Source organism: Mesorhizobium sp. M0496, from assembly GCF_040321205.1.
Classification (GTDB): Bacteria; Pseudomonadota; Alphaproteobacteria; order Rhizobiales; family Rhizobiaceae; genus Mesorhizobium.
This window is the reverse complement of the sequence record NZ_JAMYRC010000001.1, coordinates 70806-91775: the sequence shown is the minus strand read 5'-3', so window position 1 is coordinate 91775 and position 20970 is coordinate 70806. Positions and strand designations below refer to the sequence as shown.

Genomic DNA, 20970 nt, shown 5'->3' with positions numbered 1-20970 from the left:
ATCATGAGAAGATTCGAAACCGTCACCGCGGCTGGCATTATGCTGGCCGCATTGCTTGGCGGCACGGCTCATGCCGACGACATGCTGGGATCCTATGTCGCGCGCATTTCCGATCGGGACCATCAGGCGAGTGACGGCTATGCACTGGACAATGCCGCGCAAATGGTGCGGCAGGACCGCGCCAACTGGCACAAGTTCCACCGCCGCGACAGCGACGATGAGGGTGATGGCTGGTTCAGGACCAACGACCAGCGCGCCGATCTGCAACGCATGCTGGAGCGCGGCGGCGCCATGAGTTCCTCGACCAAGCGCGCCATCGTCAATGGCGAGCCGCTGATCCAGGTCGACGTCTACGAAAACAGCGTGCGCGTCAGCATTCTCGAGAACTGACCGGGCTCAGCATTCGGGACGACTGACGAAAAAAGGGCGGCGCGTTGGCGCCGCCCTTTTTCATCGATAGCGACTGAATCTCAGGCCGCTTCTTCCTTGTCGTCGACCTCTTCGGCCTCGCCGTCTTCGTCGTCATCCGAGAGCGTGGCAGCTTCGGCGTGGTCGCCTTCTTCGCCTTCTTCATCGTCGCCATCTTCGTCATCGTCAGACAGATCGGCGGCTTCGACCGCTGCGGCCGCGGCATGATCGAGGGTGGTTTCGGAAGCGGATTCAAGCGCCTCGGCGGGAGTTTCTTCTGTCACTTCGATGTCGTGATCGGAATTCATGGAAGCCTCCGTGGGGTTGGGAACATGTCCTTTTTGCCACGAAGAGATCATCGTCATATGACTGTAAGCCGGCTCGAACGACCGGCTGGAAGATATTTTTTCAGTCCTTAACCGGCAATCTTCGAGAAATCCGCGACCTGACCGGTGGCCGCGCGGATGCGGGCGAGCAGCGCCAGGCGGTTGGCGCGCACGGCCTGGTCCTCATCATTCACGAGAACATGCTCAAAGAATGAATCAACCGGCTCGCGCAACACGCTAAGCGCCAGCAGGGCGGCGGAAAAGTCATCGTTTTGAATCGCTTCGCCGGCTTGCTTCTCAGCCTGGTTCACCGCCGCAAACAGAGATTTCTCGGCATCCTCGCGCAACAATGCCGGGTCAACGGTTTCGGCGACCGCCGTTTTCTTCTTCTCCTCGGCAGCCAGGATGTTGGCCGCACGCTTGGTGCCGGCGAGCAGATTTCTGCCATCCTCTGTGTCGAGGAAGGAGCCGAGCGCCTCGACGCGGCGGACGATCTGCAGCAGGTCATCATTGGACGATTGGCCAATCTCCCCCCTTGAGGGGGAGATGCCCGGCAGGGCGGAGGGGGGCGCTTGGCGCTGAGAGGACGGCGGGACAGCGCCCCCCTCTGTCGGCTTCGCCGACATCTCCCCCTCTAGGGGGGAGATTGGGCGCGAACTTGTCGCCAGCACTGCATCGATCAGATCGTGGCGGGCACCCTGATCGCGGAGGTAGACTTTCAGGCGGTCGTGGAAGAAGGCGATCAGGTTTTCAATCTCTTCTTCCCTCCTTATCTGCGACCGCTCGAACGCATCGCTTGGAATCGCTGAATCACGCTCAATGACGCGGTCGATCAAAGAGTCTCCGCCTAGTTGCTGTTCCAACTCAGCAGCAATTTCAGACTGGCGATCAAGCTGACGATCGCGGATATAGTCTGCAACTTCCTCCGAAGCCTCGAATGTCGATGCTCTTAGCGACAACCTTACCCCGTTCTCGACCAGAATCCTGATCACACCCAACGCCGCTCTGCGCAACGCATAAGGATCTTTCGAACCAGTCGGCTTTTCGTTGATCGCCCAGAAGCCGACAAGCGTATCCAGCTTGTCGGCGAGCGCCACCGCAATCGAAACCGGATCGGTCGGCACACGGTCGGACGGGCCTTGCGGCTTGTAGTGTTCCTCGATGGCCGCGGCGACTGAAGCATGCTCGCCCTGGAGCAGCGCGTATTTGCGGCCCATGGCGCCCTGCAATTCGGGAAACTCGCCGACGACTTCGGTGGTGAGATCGGCCTTGGCCAGGACAGCGGCGCGACTTGCAAGCGCGGTAATCTCCCCCCTCGAGGGGGAGATGTCGCCGAAGGCGACAGAGGGGGTCGGCACGACGGGGCGCGACGCCCTATCGCTGACAGAGGATGCCGGCACTTCACGCGAGGCGACCCCCTCTGGCCTGCCGGCCATCTCCCCCTCAAGGGGGGAGATCGACTGCGCCACGATCGGCGCCAGTTCTTCGGCCAGGCGCTTGATCCGCTCCACCCGCTCGCCCTGCGTGCCAAGCTTGGCGTGGAAAGTCACGCCGAGATGGTCGAGGCGGGCCATGCGCTGGTCGAGGGGTTTCTTCAGATCGAGTTCGAATTTTTGCGCTGACGCCTTGAGCTCACCAAGATCAGGCAAATCGCCCTGGTCGGTCGTCCAGAAATACAGCGCGTCGGACAGACGGGCGCGCACCACCTTGCCGTTGCCGTGGGCGATCTCCTTGCCACCGTCCTTGGCCTCGATGTTGGCGGTGAGGATGAAACGGTTGGAAAGCTGGCTAATCTCCCCCCTTGAGGGGGAGATGGCCGGCAGGCCAGAGGGGGTCGGTTCGATCGGGCTCGGCACAGATGGCGCCAGCGCTTCACGCGAGGCGACCCCCTCTGTCGGCTTCGCCGACATCTCCCCCTCAGGGGGGGAGATCAGGCGCGATGTCACAAAGCACTTCTGGTTGGCGCGGATGGTTAGCCGGATCACTTCGGCGGGTATGGCGAGGAAAGCCTGCTCGAATTCGCCCATCAGCACGACCGGCCATTCAACCAGCCCGGACACCTCTTCCAGCAGCCCATCGTCCTCGACTAGGTCGAGCCCGTTGGCGAAGGCGAGATTGCGGGCATCGGCAAGGATGATTTCCTTGCGGCGGTCGGCATCGAGCACGACCTTGGCCGCTTCCAGCTTGGAAACATAGTCGTCGAAGCGGCGCACCGTGATGGCATCGGGCGCATGGAAACGGTGGCCATAGGTGATGTTGCCGGAGCGGATGCCGTCGATCTCGAAATCGACCACCACCGGCTCCTCGGTCTCCGGGCCGAAGGTGCACAGGATCGATTGCAGCGGCCGCACCCAGCGCAATGAACCGGGCTTGGCCGAGGCCGGGCCCCAGCGCATCGATTTCGGCCAGGGGAAATTGCGGATGATGTCCGGCACCAGCTCGGCGATGATCTCTTCCGCAGGCCTGCCCGGCTTCGAAATGTGGGCGACATAAAAATCGCCCTTCTTCGGATCGGAATGGATATGCGCCTCGGCGACCGAAGCAAGCCCTGCCTTGCGCAAGAAACCCTGGACCGCCTGTTCAGGCGCTGATGTCGACGGCCCCTTGATCTCGTCGCGAACATCCTTCGAGCGAGCGGTCAGGCCCCTGATATCGAGGGTCAGACGCCGCGGCGTCCAGTACTCGCGCGCCGCCTCATAGGTCAGCCCCGCCTCGACCAGACCGTCGGTCAGCATCTTCTTCAGGTCACCCGCCGCCTTGCGCTGCATGCGCGCAGGGATTTCCTCGGAGCGAAGTTCTAGAAGCAGGTCAGGCATCGGGGTCAGCTCATGCGGGAGAGTGGTCCGGGCGGGGCATAGCAACTCGGCTGGCTGCTGTCACCCTTTACACAAATTTTGGCCATCCTGTCGGGACGAGACCACGCCACCCGTCCTTGGATCAAAGATTTCCATGAACCGAACTCAGCGCTGAAGCGACACACGCTCAGGCAGGGAACCATTGGCTCAACGACCATGAAAACGGCATCCAGACTTCTGCAGATCCTCGCACTCAGCGCCTGCTTCACCGCGCAGGCTCACGGCGCGTTCTCGATGCCGGGTGTACGGCAGGCATTGCGGACAATGGCCGGCGCGAGCGGGCAGATCCTGTCGCCAATCAACGCTTCCCTCGAGATGATGAAGCGTGCCTGAAACTCAGGCCGCCAGGCCACCCGCCTGCGTCTTCAGAAACGCCTCACCGCAAGCTTTCGCCAGATTGCGCACCCGCAGGATGTAGCTCTGCCGTTCGGTGACCGAAATCACGCCGCGCGCATCGAGCAGGTTGAAGACATGGCTGGCCTTGATGCACTGGTCGTAGGCCGGGAAAACCATGCGGTGCGTCGGCAGATTGTCGTTCGACGCCGGCGCGCCGGCATCGAGCAGCGCTTTGCACTCGGCCTCGGCGTCCTCGAAGTGGCGCAAAAGCATCGCCGTGTTGGCGTATTCGAAATTGTGCCGCGAATATTCCTGCTCGGCCTGCAGGAAGACGTCGCCATAGGTGACCTTGTCGGCGCCTTCGCGGCCGTTGAAGTTGAGGTCGTAGACATTGTCGACGCCCTGCACATACATGGCCAGGCGTTCAAGCCCGTAGGTCAGCTCGCCGGCCACCGGCGCGCATTCGATGCCGCAGACCTGCTGGAAGTAGGTGAACTGCGACACCTCCATGCCGTCGCACCAGCATTCCCAGCCGAGGCCCCAGGCGCCCAGCGTCGGGCTTTCCCAATCGTCCTCGACGAAGCGGATATCGTGCAGCAGGGGATCGACGCCGATCGCCGCCAGCGAGCCGAGATAGAGCTCCTGCAGGTTGGGCGGGTTGGGTTTCAGGATCACCTGGTATTGATAATAGTGCTGCAGCCGGTTCGGGTTCTCGCCATAGCGGCCATCCTTGGGACGACGCGAAGGCTGGACATAGGCCGCATTCCAGCGCTTCGGTCCGAGCGCGCGCAGTGTCGTTGCCGGATGGAAGGTGCCGGCGCCGACTTCCATATCGTAGGGCTGCAGGATGACGCAGCCATAGGCCGCCCAGTAATTGTGCAAGGTCAGGATCAGCCCCTGGAACGAGCGGCTGGGATGCATATGGGCGGGGATTTCAATCGTCACGGGGGGCCTCGACAGCACAGGCTAGCTTGCCGGCACGTCCTAGAGACACGGCGGCGAAGCGTCAAGCAAAGCGCCGCCGCGAAGCTCTATGACAAGGGTTGCCGAGCGCTCCGGGTTCGTCGTCTACCGGAAGATGTTTTGAGACCGTCTCCGCAAATCGGCAGGCGTCTGGACGGGCGCATCTAGCCCAAACGGAAACGGGGCTCCGAAAAGAGCCCCGCTCGTATTCAAAAAAGTCGGTTCACCCCTTCGGGGCGGGCACAGGCTCAGGCTTGACCTTCTGGGTTTCCTGCGCCGTGTTGGACTCGATCGGCGGCAGGCCCTTCATCAGCTTCTGCTGCAAGGTGGCCAGCACATCGGGATCTGGCTTCAGGTCGCGGGCCTGGTTCCACTGGAAGGTTGCTTCCAGCTTGCGGCCGACGCGCCAGTAGGCGTCGCCAAGGTGGTCGTTCAGAACCGGATCTTCCGGCTTCAGCGACACGGCGCGTTCCATTTCGCGCACCGCATCGTCGAACCTGCCGAGGCGGAAATAGGCCCAACCCAGCGAATCGACGATGTAACCGTCGCTCGGCCTGAGGTCGACGGCCTTCTGGATCATCGCCAGGCCTTCCTTGAGGTTCATGTTCATGTCGACCCAGGAATAGCCGAGATAATTCAATACCTGCGGCTGGTCGGGGAACAGCTCCAGCGCCTTCCGGAAGTTCGGCTCGGCCTTCGGCCATTCCTTCAGCCGCTCATAGGCGATGCCGCGCTGGTAGAAGATGTTCCAGTTGGCCGCGGTCGGCGTCTTCAGCGCCTCGACGGCCTTGTCGTAGAGATTGGCGGCCGAGCGGAAATCCTCCTTAGAGGAATAGACGCCGCCGAGCGCCAGATAGGCGCGCATGTCGTCGGGGTGGGCGTCGACGAAGGCCTTCAGATGGGTGATCGCCTCCTCATGACGGTCGAGATCGGCAAGGTTGAGGCCGAGCTGCAGGTCCGAAAGCTCCTTCAGCGGCGAAGTCGCGGGGATCCGCCGATAGAGCGCGATGGCGCCCTCGCCGTCCTTCAACTGCTCGGACACGGCAGCGAGCTGCACCAGCGCCGCATCGCTGTCGGGCTTCAGAGCCAGTGCATATTGCAGATAGAGACGGACGAACGGCTCGCCGCCGCCGCGATTGAGCGCGGTCGCGAGGTCGAGCAGAATCTCGGAGGCGCCGTCAGACGGACCGGCAACGAAGGGCGCAATCTTGTCGCCCTTGGCGATCCTGTCGCGCAAGGCGACGATTTCCAGCTTGCCGGGCGAAAACGCCTCAGCCTGATCGAGCACCGACATCGCCTTGGTCTTGTCGCCCTTGCGGGCGAGGAACGACGCGTAGGCCTGGGCGTTGCGCATCCAGGTTTCGGGAGCGGCACCGCCGGCGGCCGTATCCTGCATCGTCGCGGCGTAGATCGCCTCGGCCTTTTCGGGCATACCGGACGCATCGGCGATCAGGGCACGGTGGAACGACTTGAACAGGCCGAACCAATCCGGCCCCTGCAGCTTGTCGATGGAAGCCATTGCGTCACTGGGTTCGCCGGCGCCCTGTTGGGCCCAGCCTGACATGACCCCGGAGATCAGCCGGTCAAGATCGGATTCCAGCGACAGCTTGAGCCAGTACTGCGCCTTGGTGAAATCCTTCTTGTGGAAGGAATCGACAGACAGTGCCAGGCGCGAGAAGCGCTCGACATCCGGAACTTCCTTGAGCTTGTCGGCATAGACCAGGGATTCGTCGAAGCGGCCTTGCGCGATCAGCGACAGCATCAGGCTCTGCTGCAGGCCGGTGTCGCTCGGGTCGAAGGCCAAAGCCTGCTTGTAGTAGGCGATGGCGCTGTCGAGGTCGTTGTCGCCTTCGGCGATCCGGGCTGCCAGATAGGCGCCCGAGAACGACGTGATCTTGACCGGTTCGGTGGTTTGCTTGGCATAGGCCGGCAGAGCCGAGATCGCTATGCCTGCCACAATTGCCAGCCTTGTCAGCCAGCGCGCACGTCCTTGCCGCATTGTATTCCTTTCAGCCAGGCGCCATCTCCGAGTCAGCGGATCGGCGTAGACTCGATCTTCCTGATAAAGCATGGCCTTTTTGGGGTCGCGCTTCAATCCGCCTCGAATTCACAATCCGGGCACCCGATTAACAAACCATGGCGGCAGGCACCAGTTTTCCGATCTTGAATTTCGGCCGTGCCCTGCGCGAAGCCGAATATCACAGATTCGACCGCTGGGCTCGGCGCCAATATCAGCGCTCACCTCGCGAAGCAGACCGCTGCACCAGCGTGTCGCCATATCCGCCGGCCGCAATCGTGCCGCACAGCTCATTCCACTCGCAGCCGCCGCAAGCCTTGCGCACGCGCCCAGCCGAAAACGCCTGCCGCATCCGGGCCAGCATCGAGGCATCGAGATCGAGCCTGGCGCCGATCCGGATTGGGCGCGCCAGCAATTCCTCCAAATCCTGTGCCGCGAGCCGGTCCCGCTCGACGACGCTTTCGTTGAGACAATGCGGTTCCGGCTCGTCGAGCAACGGGCCGCAGACATCGTCGGGGCCGGAAACGAGGAGGGCGTCCTCGCCCCGGCTCAGGCGCTCCGCTACGCGATCGTAGTTGGCGATGAAGGCGGGACTGTATCCCTTGCCCACATAGGTGAGCAGGCAAAGGAGGTGATGGGCGCGCAGCCTGATCGTCACGGATTGGCCGGCTTAGCCCTGCCAGGAAGGGCCATGAGTGTCGCGGCACCCAGCGCCGACTTGAGCAAGCCGCCGACCAGGAAAGGCAGAAATCCGAACGTGATGGCCTGTTCGACGCCGATCATGACGGCGAGCCACATGGTGCCGAGAACCAGGCAAGCAAGGTTGCCGAGCAGCATGGCGGCGAAGGCAAGCATCACCCTGTTGCCGTTCCAGCCGCGTTCGGCGAGCCAGCCAACCAGCGCGCCGGTGACCGGAAATGCGAAGAGGTAGCCACCGGTCGGCCCGACGAAATGCTGTACGCCGGCGGCGCCGCCGGCCAGCACCGGGAAACCGACCGCGCCCTCGACCAGCCAGGCGGCGATGGTGATGGCGCCAAGCCGCCAGCCATAGAGCGCGCCGATCAGTGTCACGGCGAAGGTCTGCATGGTCACCGGAACCGGAACCATCGGCACTTCGATGTATGAGGAGAGCGCCAGGAACAGCATGCCGAGCACGACGGCTCCAACCTGCCAGACAAGAGAGCGGCCTTGAAGCCGAAGCGGACTGAACGATGGCTTGCTGGACGAGAATGCGACGTCTGTCATTGGGATTCCTTCGATCGATTGCAAATTATAGATAATTTCTGTTTTCGATCTATTATCGAATCCACAATTCCCGCGGGATAGCAAGCCTTCGCTGTGCAAAGGCCGCCTAAAGTGTCGCAACTGAGGTATTCAGGCGACCCGCTTCAGGTCTCTGCTTGCATGCATGTCGTTCCCCAAAACCAAGGTCGCTTTGGGCGACAATGCATCAGCCGACGATGGCAAAGGCTTCGCGCGTCGTCCCGGAAGCCGTCCTGACTGGCTTGCGGCCAATCCATTGAACATGCCGCCCCAGCGTCACGGCTGCCGATTCGGTGCTTCCCTGCCGCAAGGCGGTGAGTATCGCGCGATGATCCTGGTCGGTACGTGCCTCCCATTCCGATCGCCAAGCCGCAAACAGGAAGCGGGCACTCGCCGCGTGCAGGTCGTCGATGGTGGCGAGCAGGCGCGGCATGCCGCATGGCGTCAGGATCAGCCGGTGGAAGGCGCGGTTGGCTTCTTCCCACGACCTGACATCGCGGGACTTGTCGCCGGCCTTGGTCGCCTCCTCGGCGAGATCGAGAATGGCCGATGTCAGGTGCGGCGCGGCGTGGCGCAGCGCCAGCACTTCGAGTGCGGCGCGCATTTCGGCGACCTCCTTGACCTCGCCCAAGTCGAAAGCGGCGACACGCACGCCACGGCGCGGCTCGCCGACGGCCAGCCCTTGCGCTTCGAGCCGGCGGAAGGCTTCGCGCACGGGAACATGGCTGGTCTGGAATTCCTCGGCGATATGATCCTGCCGAAGCCTGGCTCCCGGCTCGATCGCGCCGGAGATGATGCGGTCCGCCAGCACCTTGCTGATGCGCACCGCGATGGTGTCGTCTGTGCCCTTTGCCATGTTTTATAGATAATTTGCGGCGAGGCATGTTGTCGAGACGGCGGGACCGAATTCGCAAACTTCCTCATCACCGCGAGCCAGAGGAAGCGCCGCTAAAGTCCAGCCTTCAGTTCACCCGGCTGATGCAGAAATCGATGACGTCGATCAGCGCCGATTTCTGCGGCGTCGCTTCCAGCGGCGCCAGCGCGTCGCGGGCGATCTCGCCGAAATGGCTGGCGCGCCCGATCGTGTCGGCGATGGCGCCGTGGCGGGTCATCAGGCCGATCGCTTTTTCCAGACCGGCGTCATCGGTGACATTGTCCTCGATGGAGCGCTTCCAGAAGGTGCGCTCGGCCTTGGTGCCGCGCCGGTAGGCGAGGATGACCGGCAAGGTCACCTTGCCTTCGCGGAAATCGTCGCCGACATTCTTGCCCAGATCCTTGCTGGTGCCGCCATAGTCCAGCGCGTCGTCGATCAGCTGGAATGCAAGGCCGAGATTCATGCCATAGGAGCGCAGCGCCGCACGGTCGTTGCGCGTCGCCTGGGCAATGACCGGACCGACTTCGGCAGCCGCCGAAAACAATGCCGCGGTCTTGGCCTTGATGACGGCGAAATGCTCGTCCTCGGTGGTTTCGAGGTTCTTGGCGGCGGCAAGCTGCATCACCTCGCCCTCGGCGATGATGGAGGCCGCGCTCGACAGGATGTCGAGCGCTTCGAGCGATCCGACATCGACCATCATGCGGAAGGCCTGGCCGAGCAGGAAATCGCCGACCAGCACGCTCGCCTGGTTGCCCCAGATCATGCGGGCGGTCTTCTTGCCGCGACGCATGCCGCTTTCGTCGACGACATCGTCGTGGAGAAGCGTCGCCGTGTGCATGAATTCGACCGCGGTCGCGAGCTTGACGTGGCCCTCGCCGGCATAGCCGAACATCTGCGCGGCGGCGAGCGTCAGCATCGGCCGCAGCCGTTTGCCGCCGGACGAGATCAGATGGTTGGCGACCTCCGGGATCATCTCGACATCGGAGCCGGCCTTGGACAGGATCAATTCGTTGACGCGCCCCATATCAGCCGCAGTCAGATCGATCAGATCCTTGATGGAGGCGGGCTCCCGCTTCCCATTTTCGATGTTGAGAACGACACCCACGACAATCACTCCCGTCTTGGTATAACGCGTGCGACGGCACCCTTGGTCCTTGCCTGGACTCTAGGGCGGCGGACACAGCCACGGCAAGAGGCGAATTGGCGCGGCGACGATGACAGAATGTCAACCGACGCACGGAAATCCGCCTGCCCGTTTACATCAGCGCCGCAAACTGAGAGTTTCGCCCGATGATTGAGCTCATTCGCACCAACGACGCTGTCATCATCTCCTTTGTCGAATCGCTGATGCGCGATGCCGGCATCGGCTGCTTCGTCGCCGACCAGAACATGAGCGTGCTCGACGGCTCGCTCGGCATCCTGCCGCGGCGCGTCATGGTCGACGCCGACCAGGCCGACGCGGCACGGCGCATCCTGACGGATGCCGGCATCGCCAACGAGATTCGCGGGAAATAATGACCGCCGCGCCGGCCACCCTTGTCCCGGACACGCCGGCCCATACGGTCGATGCTTTCCATCGCGGCCGGTTCTGGCTCGTGCAGCCCAAGCAAGGCGGCCATCGCGCCGGCATGGATGCGATGATGCTCGCGGCGTCAGTGCCATCCGCCTTTGGCGGGCGTCTCGCCGATTTCGGTGCCGGAGCCGGGGCTGCCGGCCTTGCGGTACTGTCGCGCTGCCCGGGCGCCCAGGCCGTGCTTGTCGAACGCGCGCCGGAAATGGCGGCCTTCGCCGCAGCAACCCTTGCCCATCCCGGCAATGCGCATCTCAGCGATCGCGCCTCGGTTCTGGTCGCTGATGTCACGGTGTCGGGCCGGGCGCGGGCTGTCAGCGGCCTCGCCGACAACGACTTCGACTTCGTCATCATGAACCCGCCTTTCAATGCCGCACGGGACCGCGCCACGCCCGATCGCCTGCGAAAGGAAGCCCATGTCATGGAGGACGGGCTGTTCGAGAGCTGGATCAGAAGTGCCGCCGCGGTGGTCAGGCCGCGCGGCGGGCTTGCCGTGATCGCGCGGCCCGAACAGCTCGGCTCCATTCTCGATGCGATCGCAGGCCGCTTCGGTGATGCCGAGATGCTTGGCGTCCACCCTCGCCCAGACGCGGCGGCGATCCGCATCGTCGTCAGGGCAGCGCTCGGGGCACGGGGAAAGCTTGCCATTCGCCCTCCCCTGATGCTGCACGCGCAATCAGGCCAAGGCCCCGATGAGCGCAGCGAAATGATCACCAACGGCCTCGCCTCGTTATTCGGAGATTGAGCTATTCCTGGCCCCCACATTGCCGTTGGCCGGAGAATTCCTACATGCCTGCAACCCATCGACCGGAGACCGCGCCCTCGTGAAACGCCTTATCAACCGCCTGCTGCCGAAATCCTGGCGCTCCACTGTCGTCACCATTCCGGTTATCCGGCTGCACGGCACCATCATGGCCGGAGGCGGCCCGTTCCGGCCGAGCCTGTCGCTGGCCTCCACCGCCGGCCTCATCGAGAAGGCGTTTTCCTACGACGCGCCGGCGGTCGCCATTTCGATCAATTCGCCCGGCGGCTCGCCGGTGCAGTCGCGGCTGATCTTCAAGCGCATCCGTGACCTGGCAACGGAAAAGAACAAAAAGGTGCTGGTCTTCGTCGAGGACGTCGCGGCATCGGGCGGCTACATGATCGCGGTCGCCGGCGACGAGATTTTCGCCGATCCGTCCTCGATCGTCGGTTCGATCGGCGTGGTGTCGGCCTCGTTCGGCTTCCCGGAACTGATGAAGAAGATCGGTGTCGAGCGCCGTGTCCACACCGCCGGCCAGAACAAGGCAGTGCTCGATCCGTTCAAGCCGGAGAAGAAGGAAGACGTCGAACGGCTGAAGGTGTTGCAGCTTGAGGTGCACGGCACGTTCATCGATCTCGTCAAGGAGCGGCGCGGCATGAAACTGAAAGACGATCCGGACCTGTTCACCGGCCTGTTCTGGACCGGCATCAAAGGCCTCGAACTTGGCCTGGTCGATGCGCTCGGCGACATGCGCACGGTGCTGAAAACCCGTTTCGGGGAGAAGACCCAGCTCAGGCTGATCACGGCACCGCGGGGTTTCCTCGGCCGCTTCGGCCTGTTCGGCTCGAGAATGGGCTTTTCGGCGCCCGATATCGCAGCCGCGGCCGCCAGCGGCGTGATTGATGCGGCGGAAGAGCGCGCATTGTGGGCGCGCTTCGGGCTTTGAAAAATCGGCGAAACCGTCTAGCATGAGCGTTTGAAGTCTCATGCATGTCGGTTTCCCAAAGCCGGATCCATTTTGGGCGACATGCATCAACCGACCCGACCGGCCGCCTTCGCCGGCACAGCGTGGGAGGAGTTTTGGCATGCCGCAGATCATTTTCTTCACCGTCGTTGGCGTCGCCGCCTATTTCGGCTACCGCACCTTCATCCGCGAAGCCGAACGCGTGACCGCCAAGGTGCGGCGCACCGAAAAGCAGGCGGCCAATGGCGCGATGGGCACGCTGGTCAAGGATCCGAAGACCGGCGAATACCGGCTGGCCAAGGACTGAGCATCATTTCACATGTGACTGACGCGGTGGACACCGATATCGGGTCGCGTACCTGGCATGCGCACGCCAAGATCAATCTGGCGCTGCATGTCACCGGCAGGCGCCCAGACGGCTATCATCTGATCGATAGCCTGGCGGTGTTCACGCGTTTTGGCGACAGGGTCGAAATCGTGCTCGCCGACAGTGATGATTTTACCGTGTCCGGTCGCTACGCGCCGGCGGTTCCTCTCGACGACGGCAATCTGGTGCTCAGGGCGCGCGATGCCCTGCGACAGGCGGTCGGCCAAAAGAGAACCCCGCCCGTTTCAATAAAGCTCGAAAAGAACCTGCCGGTTGCTTCCGGCGTCGGCGGCGGCTCGAGCGACGCGGCGGCCGTGCTGCGCGGGCTGGTGGAGACCTGGTCCCTGGACATCGATGGCACCGAGCTGGCGCGGATCGGCCTCTCGCTTGGCGCCGACGTGCCGATGTGCCTGGCGGCCAAGCCGCTGGTCGCGCGCGGCATCGGTGACGAGCTGTCGATGGTCCCCGATTTTTCGGCGCTAGGGCTGGTGCTGGTCAATCCGGGCACGCCAGTCTCGACGGCCGAGGTGTTTGCTGCGCTTGCCCGTCGCGACAATGATGCACTGCCGCCGCTGCCGCGCAGCATCGATTTCCACAGCCTGCGCAACTGGCTGGAGATCACCCGCAACGATCTCGAGCCGGCAGCCCTTGCGATGCAGCCTGCGATCGGCAGAGCGCTTTCCTGGCTGAACAAGGCTGGATCGGGTTTTTCCCGAATGTCCGGGTCGGGCGCCACCTGCTTCGGCCTGTTCGAAACCGGCAATGTCGCCAAGCGCGCCGCCGCCGAGATCCGCGGCCGCCAGCCCGACTGGTTCGTCGCGGCAACGCGCAGCATCCCATCGGAGGGAGCAGATGGCCAGAATTGACGAGAGCCGTTCCTTCATTCCCATACGCATCGCGGTGCTGACCGTTTCAGACACACGCAGCCTCGCCGACGACAAATCCGGCCAGACGCTGGCCGACCGCATCACCGAGGCCGGTCATATCCTGGCTGCCCGCGACATCGTCACCGACGACCGCGAAAAAATCCGCGACACGGTTCTGGCGTGGTCGCGGGACAAAGATATCGATGTCGTCATCACCACCGGCGGCACCGGCTTCACCGGGCGCGACGTGACGCCGGAAGCGCTGGAGCCGATCTTCGAAAAGCGCATGGACGGCTTTTCGGAAGTGTTCCACCGCATCTCCTACGACAAGATCGGCACCTCGACGATCCAGAGCCGGGCGACCGGCGGCGTCGTCAACGCCACCTTCGTCTTCGTGCTGCCGGGCTCACCCGGCGCCTGCAAGGACGCGTGGGACGGCATCCTGAAAGCGCAGCTCGACTACCGGCACATGCCGTGCAACTTCGTCGAGATCATGCCGCGTCTGGATGAGCATCTGCGGCGCGGCAAATCGGCTTCGTAAAAGCCAGGCAAAGCGTCGGTTCCACGCCGCTTTTGCAGGCAGAACAGCACCGGCGCCTTCGAAACACCATTCCAAACCGGACCTCGGAAAAGTACCTTGCCTGAAGGCGATCATCGCCATCACGACAAGGCAGAACCATGACCACGCATACCGGCGGATGCCATTGCGGCAACATACGCCTTGCATTTTCAACCGAACTCGACCCGTCGCAAATCGAAGTTCGCGCCTGCCAATGCTCGTTCTGCGTCAGACATGGTTCGCGCGCCATTGCCGATCCGGACGGCAGACTGACCATCTCGGTCAAGGATGAGGCGCGATTGCGAAAATATCAGTTCGGGCTGAGGACGGCCGACTATTTGATCTGCCGGGACTGCGGCGTCTATGTCGCCGCAATCGCCGGAGAGAACGACGATGCAAGAGCGATCGTCATCATCAACGCCCTGGACGACCGAGAGCGGTTCAATCAGGCGCCGGTCCGTGTCGACTTCGATGCCGAAAGCCGGGCACAGCGCCAAGCCAGGCGCCGCGCTCACTGGATGCCTGTCGAGATGAACTTCGGGTAGGTCCTTTCAGCGGATGACCGGTTCGCCATGAAAGCGGCGGCGCGATGGCGGCGATACGCCGAAGCCGACTTCCATCATCAGCCGCGGCGTGCGCGACGGCACGGTGCCCATATGGAAGCCGAAGGGGTCTTCTACGAAGCCTAGTCCTGCTTCTCCAGTCAATGTCACCGGGCTCTGCTCACCATAGACATCCAGAACCTCTTGCGCGGGATGGCCGACCAGGAGGGTGAGTTGATGCTTGAGGCTGCGGCGCTTATGACTGCCCTTGATGTAGACATGCGGGCCGGTGTCGGCATCGACGGGCTTGAGATAGAAAAAGAATTTCAGCATGCGCCAATCGTCGAGGTCGAAATGATACTTGCCGAGCGAGGCGAGGTTCTTGTCGGCGTCCGAAGCCGCACCCGTCGGAAAGCTCCACCAGACCCGCGTCGTGATCAGTTTTGCCTGACCGCCGAGATAATGCGCGGCAATGTTTAGAAGCAGCGGATCGCGCTGGATGGCGAGGGCCGCCTGGCAATCGAGGATGCGCTCGAAAAAGTGCCCGCTGAGCAGCGAGCGGCCAAAGCGCTTCTCAGCTTCCGCATGTTCATCCGGCATGAATTCGAGACGGCGGTCGAAATTGCCGAAGCAGGGCGTACGCTGGGCGAAGTCAGCGATCTCTTCATGGATCTCCGGCGGCAGGACCAAGCCCGAAAACAGCCCGTCGGAGCGCAGCGCTTCGACCACCGCTTCACGTTCGATGCCGGCAAACATCGTATCCCCCGTATCCACGACCGGACGGGCGCGCTTTGCGCCCAGCCAATGCATGCGGCGTCCAGGCATGGTGCGCGCCAGCACGAACATCGGCAGCCAGGCGGGGTTTTCGCGCAGGTCCGTCAGATAGGTCGGAATGCGCACGGCGATACGCCGCAGCAGGCTGCCGTTGCGCGCAATGGCCTCGAGACTGGCCGCGCCGGATTTGTCGGGGGTTGGAAGGTTCATTGGGTCCTCGGCTATGAGAGGCGACACCGATGCCGCATCAGTGTTCATCACTCGGCATGACCCAAACCCAATTCACCCGCTTGGGCCGGAAGCTAACCTCGCGCCAGATTTTGTGCAATGCACAATGAACAGAGCAGGTGCAAAAAATCACCTCGGGGAGCGGCGTTGCTGCTTCGCCGGCGCCATCCAGATCTCGGCGTCGAGCCGCTTTGTCGCGAGGCCGCGGGCGATGGCCTCGGCGCTGCCGGCACTCTTGGCCGAGGCCGAGGCCTGACGCTTGCTGATCAGCAATCCGTCGGCCAAGGCGCGGTTTGCGGAAAAGACGCGCGCCAGGAACGGCGTGCGGCTGCCGCGCGCCCGCGAAAACCGTGCCGCCATGGTTTGCCTGGCCGTATGGTCGACGACCGCGTCGATCCAGCCCTCCATCAATCGTGCGCCCGGCTCCAGGAGCAGCAACCAGTCCCCCTTGGCTTGCCGGATCCCCGTGGCGATGCCGCCCGTCACGTAGTGGCAGCCGGCATGCTCGGCCACACGATGCGTCTGGTCGGTAGAGCCCGTGTCACAGACGATGACGTCACGCACCACGCCCTCGACCGCGCCGCCAATCAGCGAGGCGAGCGTGCGGGTAAGCCCTTCCTCGTCATTGCACGTTTCGATGAGAACACTGAGCATCGTTAGCCGATAGCGGAAAGCGCGGCATAGCGCCAGTTATCCAGCGAACCTTAAAAAGTTCTTGCTTTGTTCTCTTCAACAAAATAGGAATAATTTCATGAACAGAGCGATTCGACACAACACGGACAGTCCCTGGGAGCGGGCGAAGATGGAACAGATCGTGCGCGCCGACATTGCAGCTTTCGGAGCCGGACGGGCCGAGATGGCCAATGCGATGATCGAGCAGAGTGGCGTGCGTGTCCGGCCGGACCGCAACCGCGGCAGGTCGGCGGGCATCAATCCGTCCGGCCGGTTCGAGCCGGTCAGCCGGCATGTTTTCGACGATGGCTGGAATTCGCTGGAAGAACTGCCGCCCTTCAAGACCGAAGTGCAGGTCGAGAAGCCGCGCACCATCATCACCCGTAACGAATCGCCCGATATCTCCTTCGATCGTTCGATCAACCCTTATCGCGGTTGCGAGCACGGCTGTGTCTATTGCTTTGCCCGGCCGACGCACTCGTTCATGGGCCTGTCGCCGGGTCTGGATTTCGAATCCAAGCTGTTCGCCAAGCCAGATGCGGCGCGCTTGCTCGACAAGGAGCTGTCGAAGGACGGATACCAACCGCGAACCATCGCCATCGGCACCAACACCGACCCCTACCAGCCGATCGAGAAACAATACCGGATCATGCGCGAGATCCTCGAAGTGCTGGAGGCGCGCGGTCATCCGGTCGGCATCGTCACCAAATCCGCTTTGGTGGTGCGCGACATCGATATCCTGTCGCGCATGGCTGAGCGAGGGCTGGCCAAGGTGGCTCTGTCGGTGACGACGCTCGATCGCATGCTGGCGCGCACCATGGAGCCGCGGGCTTCGACGCCGACCAAGCGGCTGGAGGCGATCCGGCAGCTTTCTGATGCCGGCATTCCAGCGTCGGTCATGGTGGCGCCGATCATCCCCGGGCTGACCGATCCGGAGATGGAACGCATCCTCGATTCAGCACGCGCCGCCGGCGCGCGCGAGGCGGGTTATGTCGTGCTGCGCCTGCCGCTGGAGGTCAGCCCGATCTTCAAGGACTGGCTGCTGCGCCACTACCCCGATCGCTATCGCCACGTGATGTCGCTGATCCGCTCGATGCGTGACGGCAAGGACTACGATTCGGAATGGGGCAAGCGCATGAAGGGCGCCGGTCCCTATGCCTGGCAGATCGGCCGGCGCTTCGAGATCACAGCCAAGCGGCTCGGCCTCAATGCCGAACGGCGCACGTTGCGGACCGACCAGTTCGTTGCTGCTGCCAAAGACCAATTGCAGCTGACGCTGCTTTGAGAATGCAATTCACTGCGGCGGCTTGATCTGCCACAGCACAGGAATCCCGTCCGGCCTGCCCCGGCCTGCAGACGGTGCCCTCCCGGTCCGGCGCCCCACCGACCCGGAGGGACTTGCGGAGAATCGGAACCGATGCGAACCTCGCCGCAACATGGCTCGCGCGCGTTCTGATTCTCCGCCTCTCTTTGAGATCATCGAGAAGCCCGACTTCTCCTTCGAGACGAAGGCGATAGCCGACGGCCTGTGGCCGGTTGCGGGCATGGACGAGGCCGGCCGTGGTCCCTTGGCGGGGCCAGTGGTCGCCGCGGCGGTGGTACTCGACCCCGCCAACATTCCGGACGGACTGGACGATTCCAAGCGCCTCACCCATTTGCAGCGTGAGGCCCTGTTCCTGAGCATTCTCGGCTCCGCGCAAGCGGTCTCAATGGCCTCGATCAGCGCCGAGGGCATCGATGGCAGCAACATCCTAAAGGCAAGCCTGGAGGCGATGCGCCGCGCCCTGATCGGCCTGTCGGTTCAACCGAAGCTTGCCCTCGCCGACGGGCGCGACGTGCCGCCGGGCCTGCCCTGCGCGGGGCGCGCGCTGATCAAGGGCGACCAGCGTTCGCAATCGATCGCCGCCGCCTCGATCGTCGCCAAGGTGATGCGCGACCGCATGATGTGCGGCTGCGGCAACCATCACGACCGCTATGGCTTCGAGTCCCACATGGGTTACGCCACGGTCCGCCATCGCACGGCGATCGAGGCCCATGGTCCCGTGGCACGGCTGCACCGCGTGTCGTTTGCGCCGTTCAGATTGGGCGGGGTGGAAGTGATTGAGGAAGAGAGCCTCGTCGCGCTCGATTGAGCCGAGCGGCAGCTGATCTCCCCCCTCGAGGGGGAGATGTCGCCGAAGGCGACAGAGGGGGTCGGCTCGACTGGGCACGACGCCATTCTTCAGCAAAGATGAGGTCAGCGCTTCACGCGCGGCGACCCCCTCTGGCCTGCCGGCCGTCTCCCCCTCAAGGAGGGAGATTACGCGCTCGACCGCCTTCGCCAATCTGGTTTTCCACAGCAAAAAAGCCGCCAGGTTGCCCGGGCGGCTTTGATCGTATGGGGACTGCGAAGGCCTAGTTCAGTTTCGACTTCACGTCCGCAAGCGAAGCCTTGAACAGATCGGCACCCGCCTTGGCGTCGATCTTGCCGGCGAGCAGCGTGCGTGCTGCCTCGACGGCGATATCGACGGCGCTGGCGCGGACTTCGCTGATGGCGTCACGTTCGGCCTGGCCGATCTTCTGTTCGGCAAGCGCGGTGCGCCTGACGACATAGTCCTCGGTCTTCTTGTGCGCCTCGGCTGCAAGCATGTCGGCTTCGCGCTTGGCGGCAGCGACGATGGCCGCGGCCTCCTGCTCGGCTTCCTTGCGCTTGCGCTGGTACTGGCCAAGCAGCTGCTGGGCCTCCTCGCGCAGCCGGCGCGCTTCGTCCAGCTCATTGCTGATCCTGTCGGCGCGGGCGTCGAGCGCCTTGGCGATCATGCCAGGCACCTTGATGTAGACGGCAACGCCCAGGAAGATGATGAGGGCTATCGTAGCCCAGAGCGTCGCGAGAGATGTGTAATCCATGATGCGCTCCTCACCGGGCCACGGATTTGACCGCGGCCGCGATCTCGGCCTTGCTGGCCTTGCCGCCGACCAGGGCCTCGACGATCGCCGAAGCGGTGTCCTCGGCGATGCTGCCGACTTCCTTCATGGCATTGGCCTTGATGGAAGAAATGCGGGCTTCGGCCTCGCCAAGCTTCGCGTCGAGCGCGGCCTCGACCTTCTTGCGTGCGGTCTCGGCCTCGACCTTGGCCGCATCGTTGGCCTGCTGGCCGATCGCGTTGGCCTTGGTCTTGGCTTCCGCCAGTTCCTGCTCGTAGGCAGCAACGGCGGCGTCGGCCTCGCCCTTCAACTTGGCTGCCTGATCGAGATCCTGCGTGATGCGATCGTTGCGGACATCGATGATGCCCCCGACGCGCGGCATCACAATCCGCTTCAGGAAGAGGTAGAACAGCCCGAAGGTGATTGCCAGCCACAGAAGCTGCGACGGGAACGTCGCCGGATCGAATGGCGGAAACGTACCATGCGCTTCGGCAGGCACGCTGGTGCCGGAATGCGTGTCGCCTTCCGTCGCAGCGTGGCTGGTATCGGCTGATGGCGCGGACTCTTGCGCGAAGGCAGATGTCACGAACATGGACTATCCCCGAAATTCAGACCCGCCGCTTGCGCGACCGGCCTGTCCAATCTTCTCACGGCTTAGCCAAGGTGAGGCTCAGCCGAACAGGGCCAGAAGCGCGATGAGAAGCGAGAAGATGCCCAGAGCTTCGGTCACGGCGAAGCCGAAGATCAGACGGCCGAACTGGCCATCAGCAGCCGACGGGTTGCGCAGAGCGCCCGCCAGGTAGCTGCCGAAGATGTTGCCGAGGCCAATGCCCGCGCCACCCATGCCCAGGCAAGCGATGCCGGCGCCGATGTACTTTGCTGCTTCTGCGTCCATTTGTTCAACTCCTTTGGATCTAAAAATTCCGTTGCGATTTCATCCGGCGCCAATGCTGGAAACTCTTGGGCCGGAAACTTTTGCTCAGTGCCCGGGGTGCAGGGCGTCGTTGAGATACATGCAGGTCAACACGGCAAACACGTAGGCCTGCAGGAAGGCGACCAGCAGTTCCAGTGCCGTCAGCGCCACCGCCATTGCCAGCGGCAGGATCGAGCCGGCGACGCCAACCGCGCCGAGCGCGCTCAGGCTGACGACGAACCCGGAGAACACCTTCAGCGTGATATGGCCGGCGAGCATGTTGGCGAACAGACGAACCGAGAGGCTGACCGGGCGCGACACGAAAGAGATCACCTCGATCAGCACCACCAGCGGCAGCAGGAACACCGGCACGCCATGCGGCACGAACAGCTTCAGGAAACCGAAACCATGCTTCATGAAGCCATAGACAACCACGGTTGCGATCACCAGCACGGCAAGGCCGAAGGTGACGATGATGTGGCTGGTGACGGTGAAGAAATACGGGAACAGGCCGAGCAGGTTGGCGACCAGCACGAACATGAACAGCGAGAACACAAGGGGGAAGAACTTCATGCCCTGCGTGCCGGCGGCGTCGCGCAACATGTTGCCGACGAACTCATAGGCCATTTCGGAGACCGACTGAAGCCGGCCGGGAACCAGGCTGCGGCTCGACGTCGTGAGAAACAGAAACGCCGCCGCGACGACCACGGTTGCGACCATGAACAGCGCCGAATTGGTGAAAGACAGATCATAGCCGCCGATGTCGATCGGAATCAGCTTGTTGATATGGAACTGGTGGATCGGATCGACCTTGTCAGCTGCCACGT

Annotated in this window: 25 protein-coding genes; 11 read left to right on the top strand and 14 right to left on the bottom strand. The window is 63.2% G+C overall.

Annotation, left to right across the window (positions count from 1 at the left end):
- The first annotated feature begins 3 nt into the window (after window positions 1–3).
- A complete protein-coding gene (locus NKI73_RS00470) occupies window positions 4–390 on the top strand; it encodes a hypothetical protein (RefSeq protein WP_352626515.1) in 387 nt (128 codons plus the stop codon).
- An 80-nt stretch (window positions 391–470) separates the two neighbouring features.
- Here the strand turns inward: NKI73_RS00470 and NKI73_RS00465 are convergent, their stop codons facing one another.
- The gene (locus NKI73_RS00465; RefSeq protein ID WP_352626513.1) at window positions 471–773 is read right to left on the bottom strand and encodes an ATPase; all 303 of its coding nucleotides are present in this window, start codon (window positions 771–773) and stop codon (window positions 471–473) included.
- A 50-nt stretch (window positions 774–823) separates the two neighbouring features.
- Window positions 824–3550, bottom strand: a complete 2727-nt coding sequence (locus tag NKI73_RS00460) for a glycine--tRNA ligase subunit beta (protein WP_352626511.1) — start codon at window positions 3548–3550, stop codon at window positions 824–826.
- Between the two features lie 195 nt (window positions 3551–3745).
- Between NKI73_RS00460 and NKI73_RS00455 the strand changes: the two genes are divergently transcribed.
- The gene (locus NKI73_RS00455; RefSeq protein WP_352626509.1) at window positions 3746–3922 is read left to right on the top strand and encodes a hypothetical protein; all 177 of its coding nucleotides are present in this window, start codon (window positions 3746–3748) and stop codon (window positions 3920–3922) included.
- Between the two features lie 3 nt (window positions 3923–3925).
- Here the strand turns inward: NKI73_RS00455 and NKI73_RS00450 are convergent, their stop codons facing one another.
- The 6 genes from NKI73_RS00450 to NKI73_RS00425 form a co-directional block, all read right to left on the bottom strand.
- Entirely contained in the window at window positions 3926–4846 is a 921-nt protein-coding gene (locus tag NKI73_RS00450) for a glycine--tRNA ligase subunit alpha (RefSeq protein ID WP_352627290.1), read from the bottom strand.
- Between the two features lie 265 nt (window positions 4847–5111).
- Entirely contained in the window at window positions 5112–6887 is a 1776-nt protein-coding gene (locus tag NKI73_RS00445) for a tetratricopeptide repeat protein (RefSeq protein ID WP_352626507.1), read from the bottom strand.
- Between the two features lie 232 nt (window positions 6888–7119).
- On the bottom strand, window positions 7120–7563 hold the full coding sequence (locus tag NKI73_RS00440; RefSeq protein WP_352626506.1) for a DUF1284 domain-containing protein: 444 nt from the start codon (window positions 7561–7563) through the stop codon (window positions 7120–7122).
- Window positions 7560–8150, bottom strand: coding sequence for a biotin transporter BioY (locus NKI73_RS00435; RefSeq protein WP_352626505.1), 591 nt, complete (start codon window positions 8148–8150; stop codon window positions 7560–7562). Before NKI73_RS00435 ends, NKI73_RS00440 begins: the two co-directional genes overlap by 4 nt.
- Before the next feature lie 205 nt (window positions 8151–8355).
- The gene (locus NKI73_RS00430) at window positions 8356–9024 is read right to left on the bottom strand and encodes a GntR family transcriptional regulator (RefSeq protein WP_352626503.1); all 669 of its coding nucleotides are present in this window, start codon (window positions 9022–9024) and stop codon (window positions 8356–8358) included.
- A gap of 106 nt (window positions 9025–9130) precedes the next feature.
- Entirely contained in the window at window positions 9131–10147 is a 1017-nt protein-coding gene (locus NKI73_RS00425) for a polyprenyl synthetase family protein (RefSeq protein WP_352626501.1), read from the bottom strand.
- A gap of 185 nt (window positions 10148–10332) precedes the next feature.
- Between NKI73_RS00425 and NKI73_RS00420 the strand changes: the two genes are divergently transcribed.
- The 7 genes from NKI73_RS00420 to NKI73_RS00390 all read left to right on the top strand — a co-directional run bounded on the left by NKI73_RS00420 (window position 10333) and on the right by NKI73_RS00390 (window position 14655).
- Window positions 10333–10557 carry a putative signal transducing protein gene (locus NKI73_RS00420; RefSeq protein WP_015318845.1) on the top strand — a complete coding sequence of 75 codons (225 nt, stop codon included), beginning with the start codon at window positions 10333–10335 and terminating at the stop codon, window positions 10555–10557.
- A complete protein-coding gene (locus NKI73_RS00415; RefSeq protein ID WP_352626499.1) occupies window positions 10557–11357 on the top strand; it encodes a tRNA1(Val) (adenine(37)-N6)-methyltransferase in 801 nt (266 codons plus the stop codon). Before NKI73_RS00420 ends, NKI73_RS00415 begins: the two co-directional genes overlap by 1 nt.
- 79 nt (window positions 11358–11436) lie before the next feature.
- A complete protein-coding gene (locus tag NKI73_RS00410) occupies window positions 11437–12300 on the top strand; it encodes a S49 family peptidase (protein WP_352626497.1) in 864 nt (287 codons plus the stop codon).
- A 139-nt stretch (window positions 12301–12439) separates the two neighbouring features.
- On the top strand, window positions 12440–12625 hold the full coding sequence (locus NKI73_RS00405) for a membrane protein (protein WP_027023000.1): 186 nt from the start codon (window positions 12440–12442) through the stop codon (window positions 12623–12625).
- Between the two features lie 26 nt (window positions 12626–12651).
- A complete protein-coding gene (locus tag NKI73_RS00400) occupies window positions 12652–13551 on the top strand; it encodes a 4-(cytidine 5'-diphospho)-2-C-methyl-D-erythritol kinase (protein ID WP_352627288.1) in 900 nt (299 codons plus the stop codon).
- Window positions 13538–14092 carry a molybdenum cofactor biosynthesis protein B gene (moaB, locus tag NKI73_RS00395; protein WP_352626495.1) on the top strand — a complete coding sequence of 185 codons (555 nt, stop codon included), beginning with the start codon at window positions 13538–13540 and terminating at the stop codon, window positions 14090–14092. The genes NKI73_RS00400 and moaB overlap by 14 nt, the downstream gene beginning before the upstream one ends.
- A 137-nt stretch (window positions 14093–14229) precedes the next feature.
- Window positions 14230–14655, top strand: a complete 426-nt coding sequence (locus NKI73_RS00390; protein WP_352626493.1) for a GFA family protein — start codon at window positions 14230–14232, stop codon at window positions 14653–14655.
- Window positions 14656–14661: 6 nt separating this feature from the next.
- Here NKI73_RS00390 and NKI73_RS00385 read toward each other — a convergent pair whose 3' ends face one another.
- On the bottom strand, window positions 14662–15636 hold the full coding sequence (locus NKI73_RS00385; protein ID WP_352626491.1) for a phytanoyl-CoA dioxygenase family protein: 975 nt from the start codon (window positions 15634–15636) through the stop codon (window positions 14662–14664).
- 147 nt (window positions 15637–15783) lie between these two features.
- Window positions 15784–16308 carry a glycosyltransferase gene (locus NKI73_RS00380; RefSeq protein WP_352626489.1) on the bottom strand — a complete coding sequence of 175 codons (525 nt, stop codon included), beginning with the start codon at window positions 16306–16308 and terminating at the stop codon, window positions 15784–15786.
- 148 nt (window positions 16309–16456) lie between these two features.
- Here NKI73_RS00380 and NKI73_RS00375 point away from each other — a divergent pair, with 148 nt between their 5' ends.
- On the top strand, window positions 16457–17611 hold the full coding sequence (locus NKI73_RS00375) for a PA0069 family radical SAM protein (protein ID WP_352627286.1): 1155 nt from the start codon (window positions 16457–16459) through the stop codon (window positions 17609–17611).
- Between the two features lie 151 nt (window positions 17612–17762).
- Window positions 17763–18458 (top strand): ribonuclease HII, encoded by a 696-nt coding sequence (gene rnhB, locus NKI73_RS00370; RefSeq protein WP_352626487.1) that lies wholly within the window; start codon window positions 17763–17765, stop codon window positions 18456–18458.
- A 262-nt stretch (window positions 18459–18720) separates the two neighbouring features.
- Here rnhB and NKI73_RS00365 read toward each other — a convergent pair whose 3' ends face one another.
- From NKI73_RS00365 to NKI73_RS00350, 4 genes are all read right to left on the bottom strand, one after another.
- Window positions 18721–19212 (bottom strand): F0F1 ATP synthase subunit B, encoded by a 492-nt coding sequence (locus NKI73_RS00365; protein WP_352626486.1) that lies wholly within the window; start codon window positions 19210–19212, stop codon window positions 18721–18723.
- A 10-nt stretch (window positions 19213–19222) separates the two neighbouring features.
- On the bottom strand, window positions 19223–19822 hold the full coding sequence (locus NKI73_RS00360; protein WP_352626485.1) for a F0F1 ATP synthase subunit B: 600 nt from the start codon (window positions 19820–19822) through the stop codon (window positions 19223–19225).
- A gap of 78 nt (window positions 19823–19900) precedes the next feature.
- Complete coding sequence (locus tag NKI73_RS00355; RefSeq protein WP_006206606.1) at window positions 19901–20125, bottom strand: F0F1 ATP synthase subunit C; 225 nt, start codon at window positions 20123–20125, stop codon at window positions 19901–19903.
- 84 nt (window positions 20126–20209) lie between these two features.
- The gene (locus NKI73_RS00350) at window positions 20210–20968 is read right to left on the bottom strand and encodes a F0F1 ATP synthase subunit A (protein WP_352626484.1); all 759 of its coding nucleotides are present in this window, start codon (window positions 20966–20968) and stop codon (window positions 20210–20212) included.
- Window positions 20969–20970 lie beyond the last annotated feature (2 nt).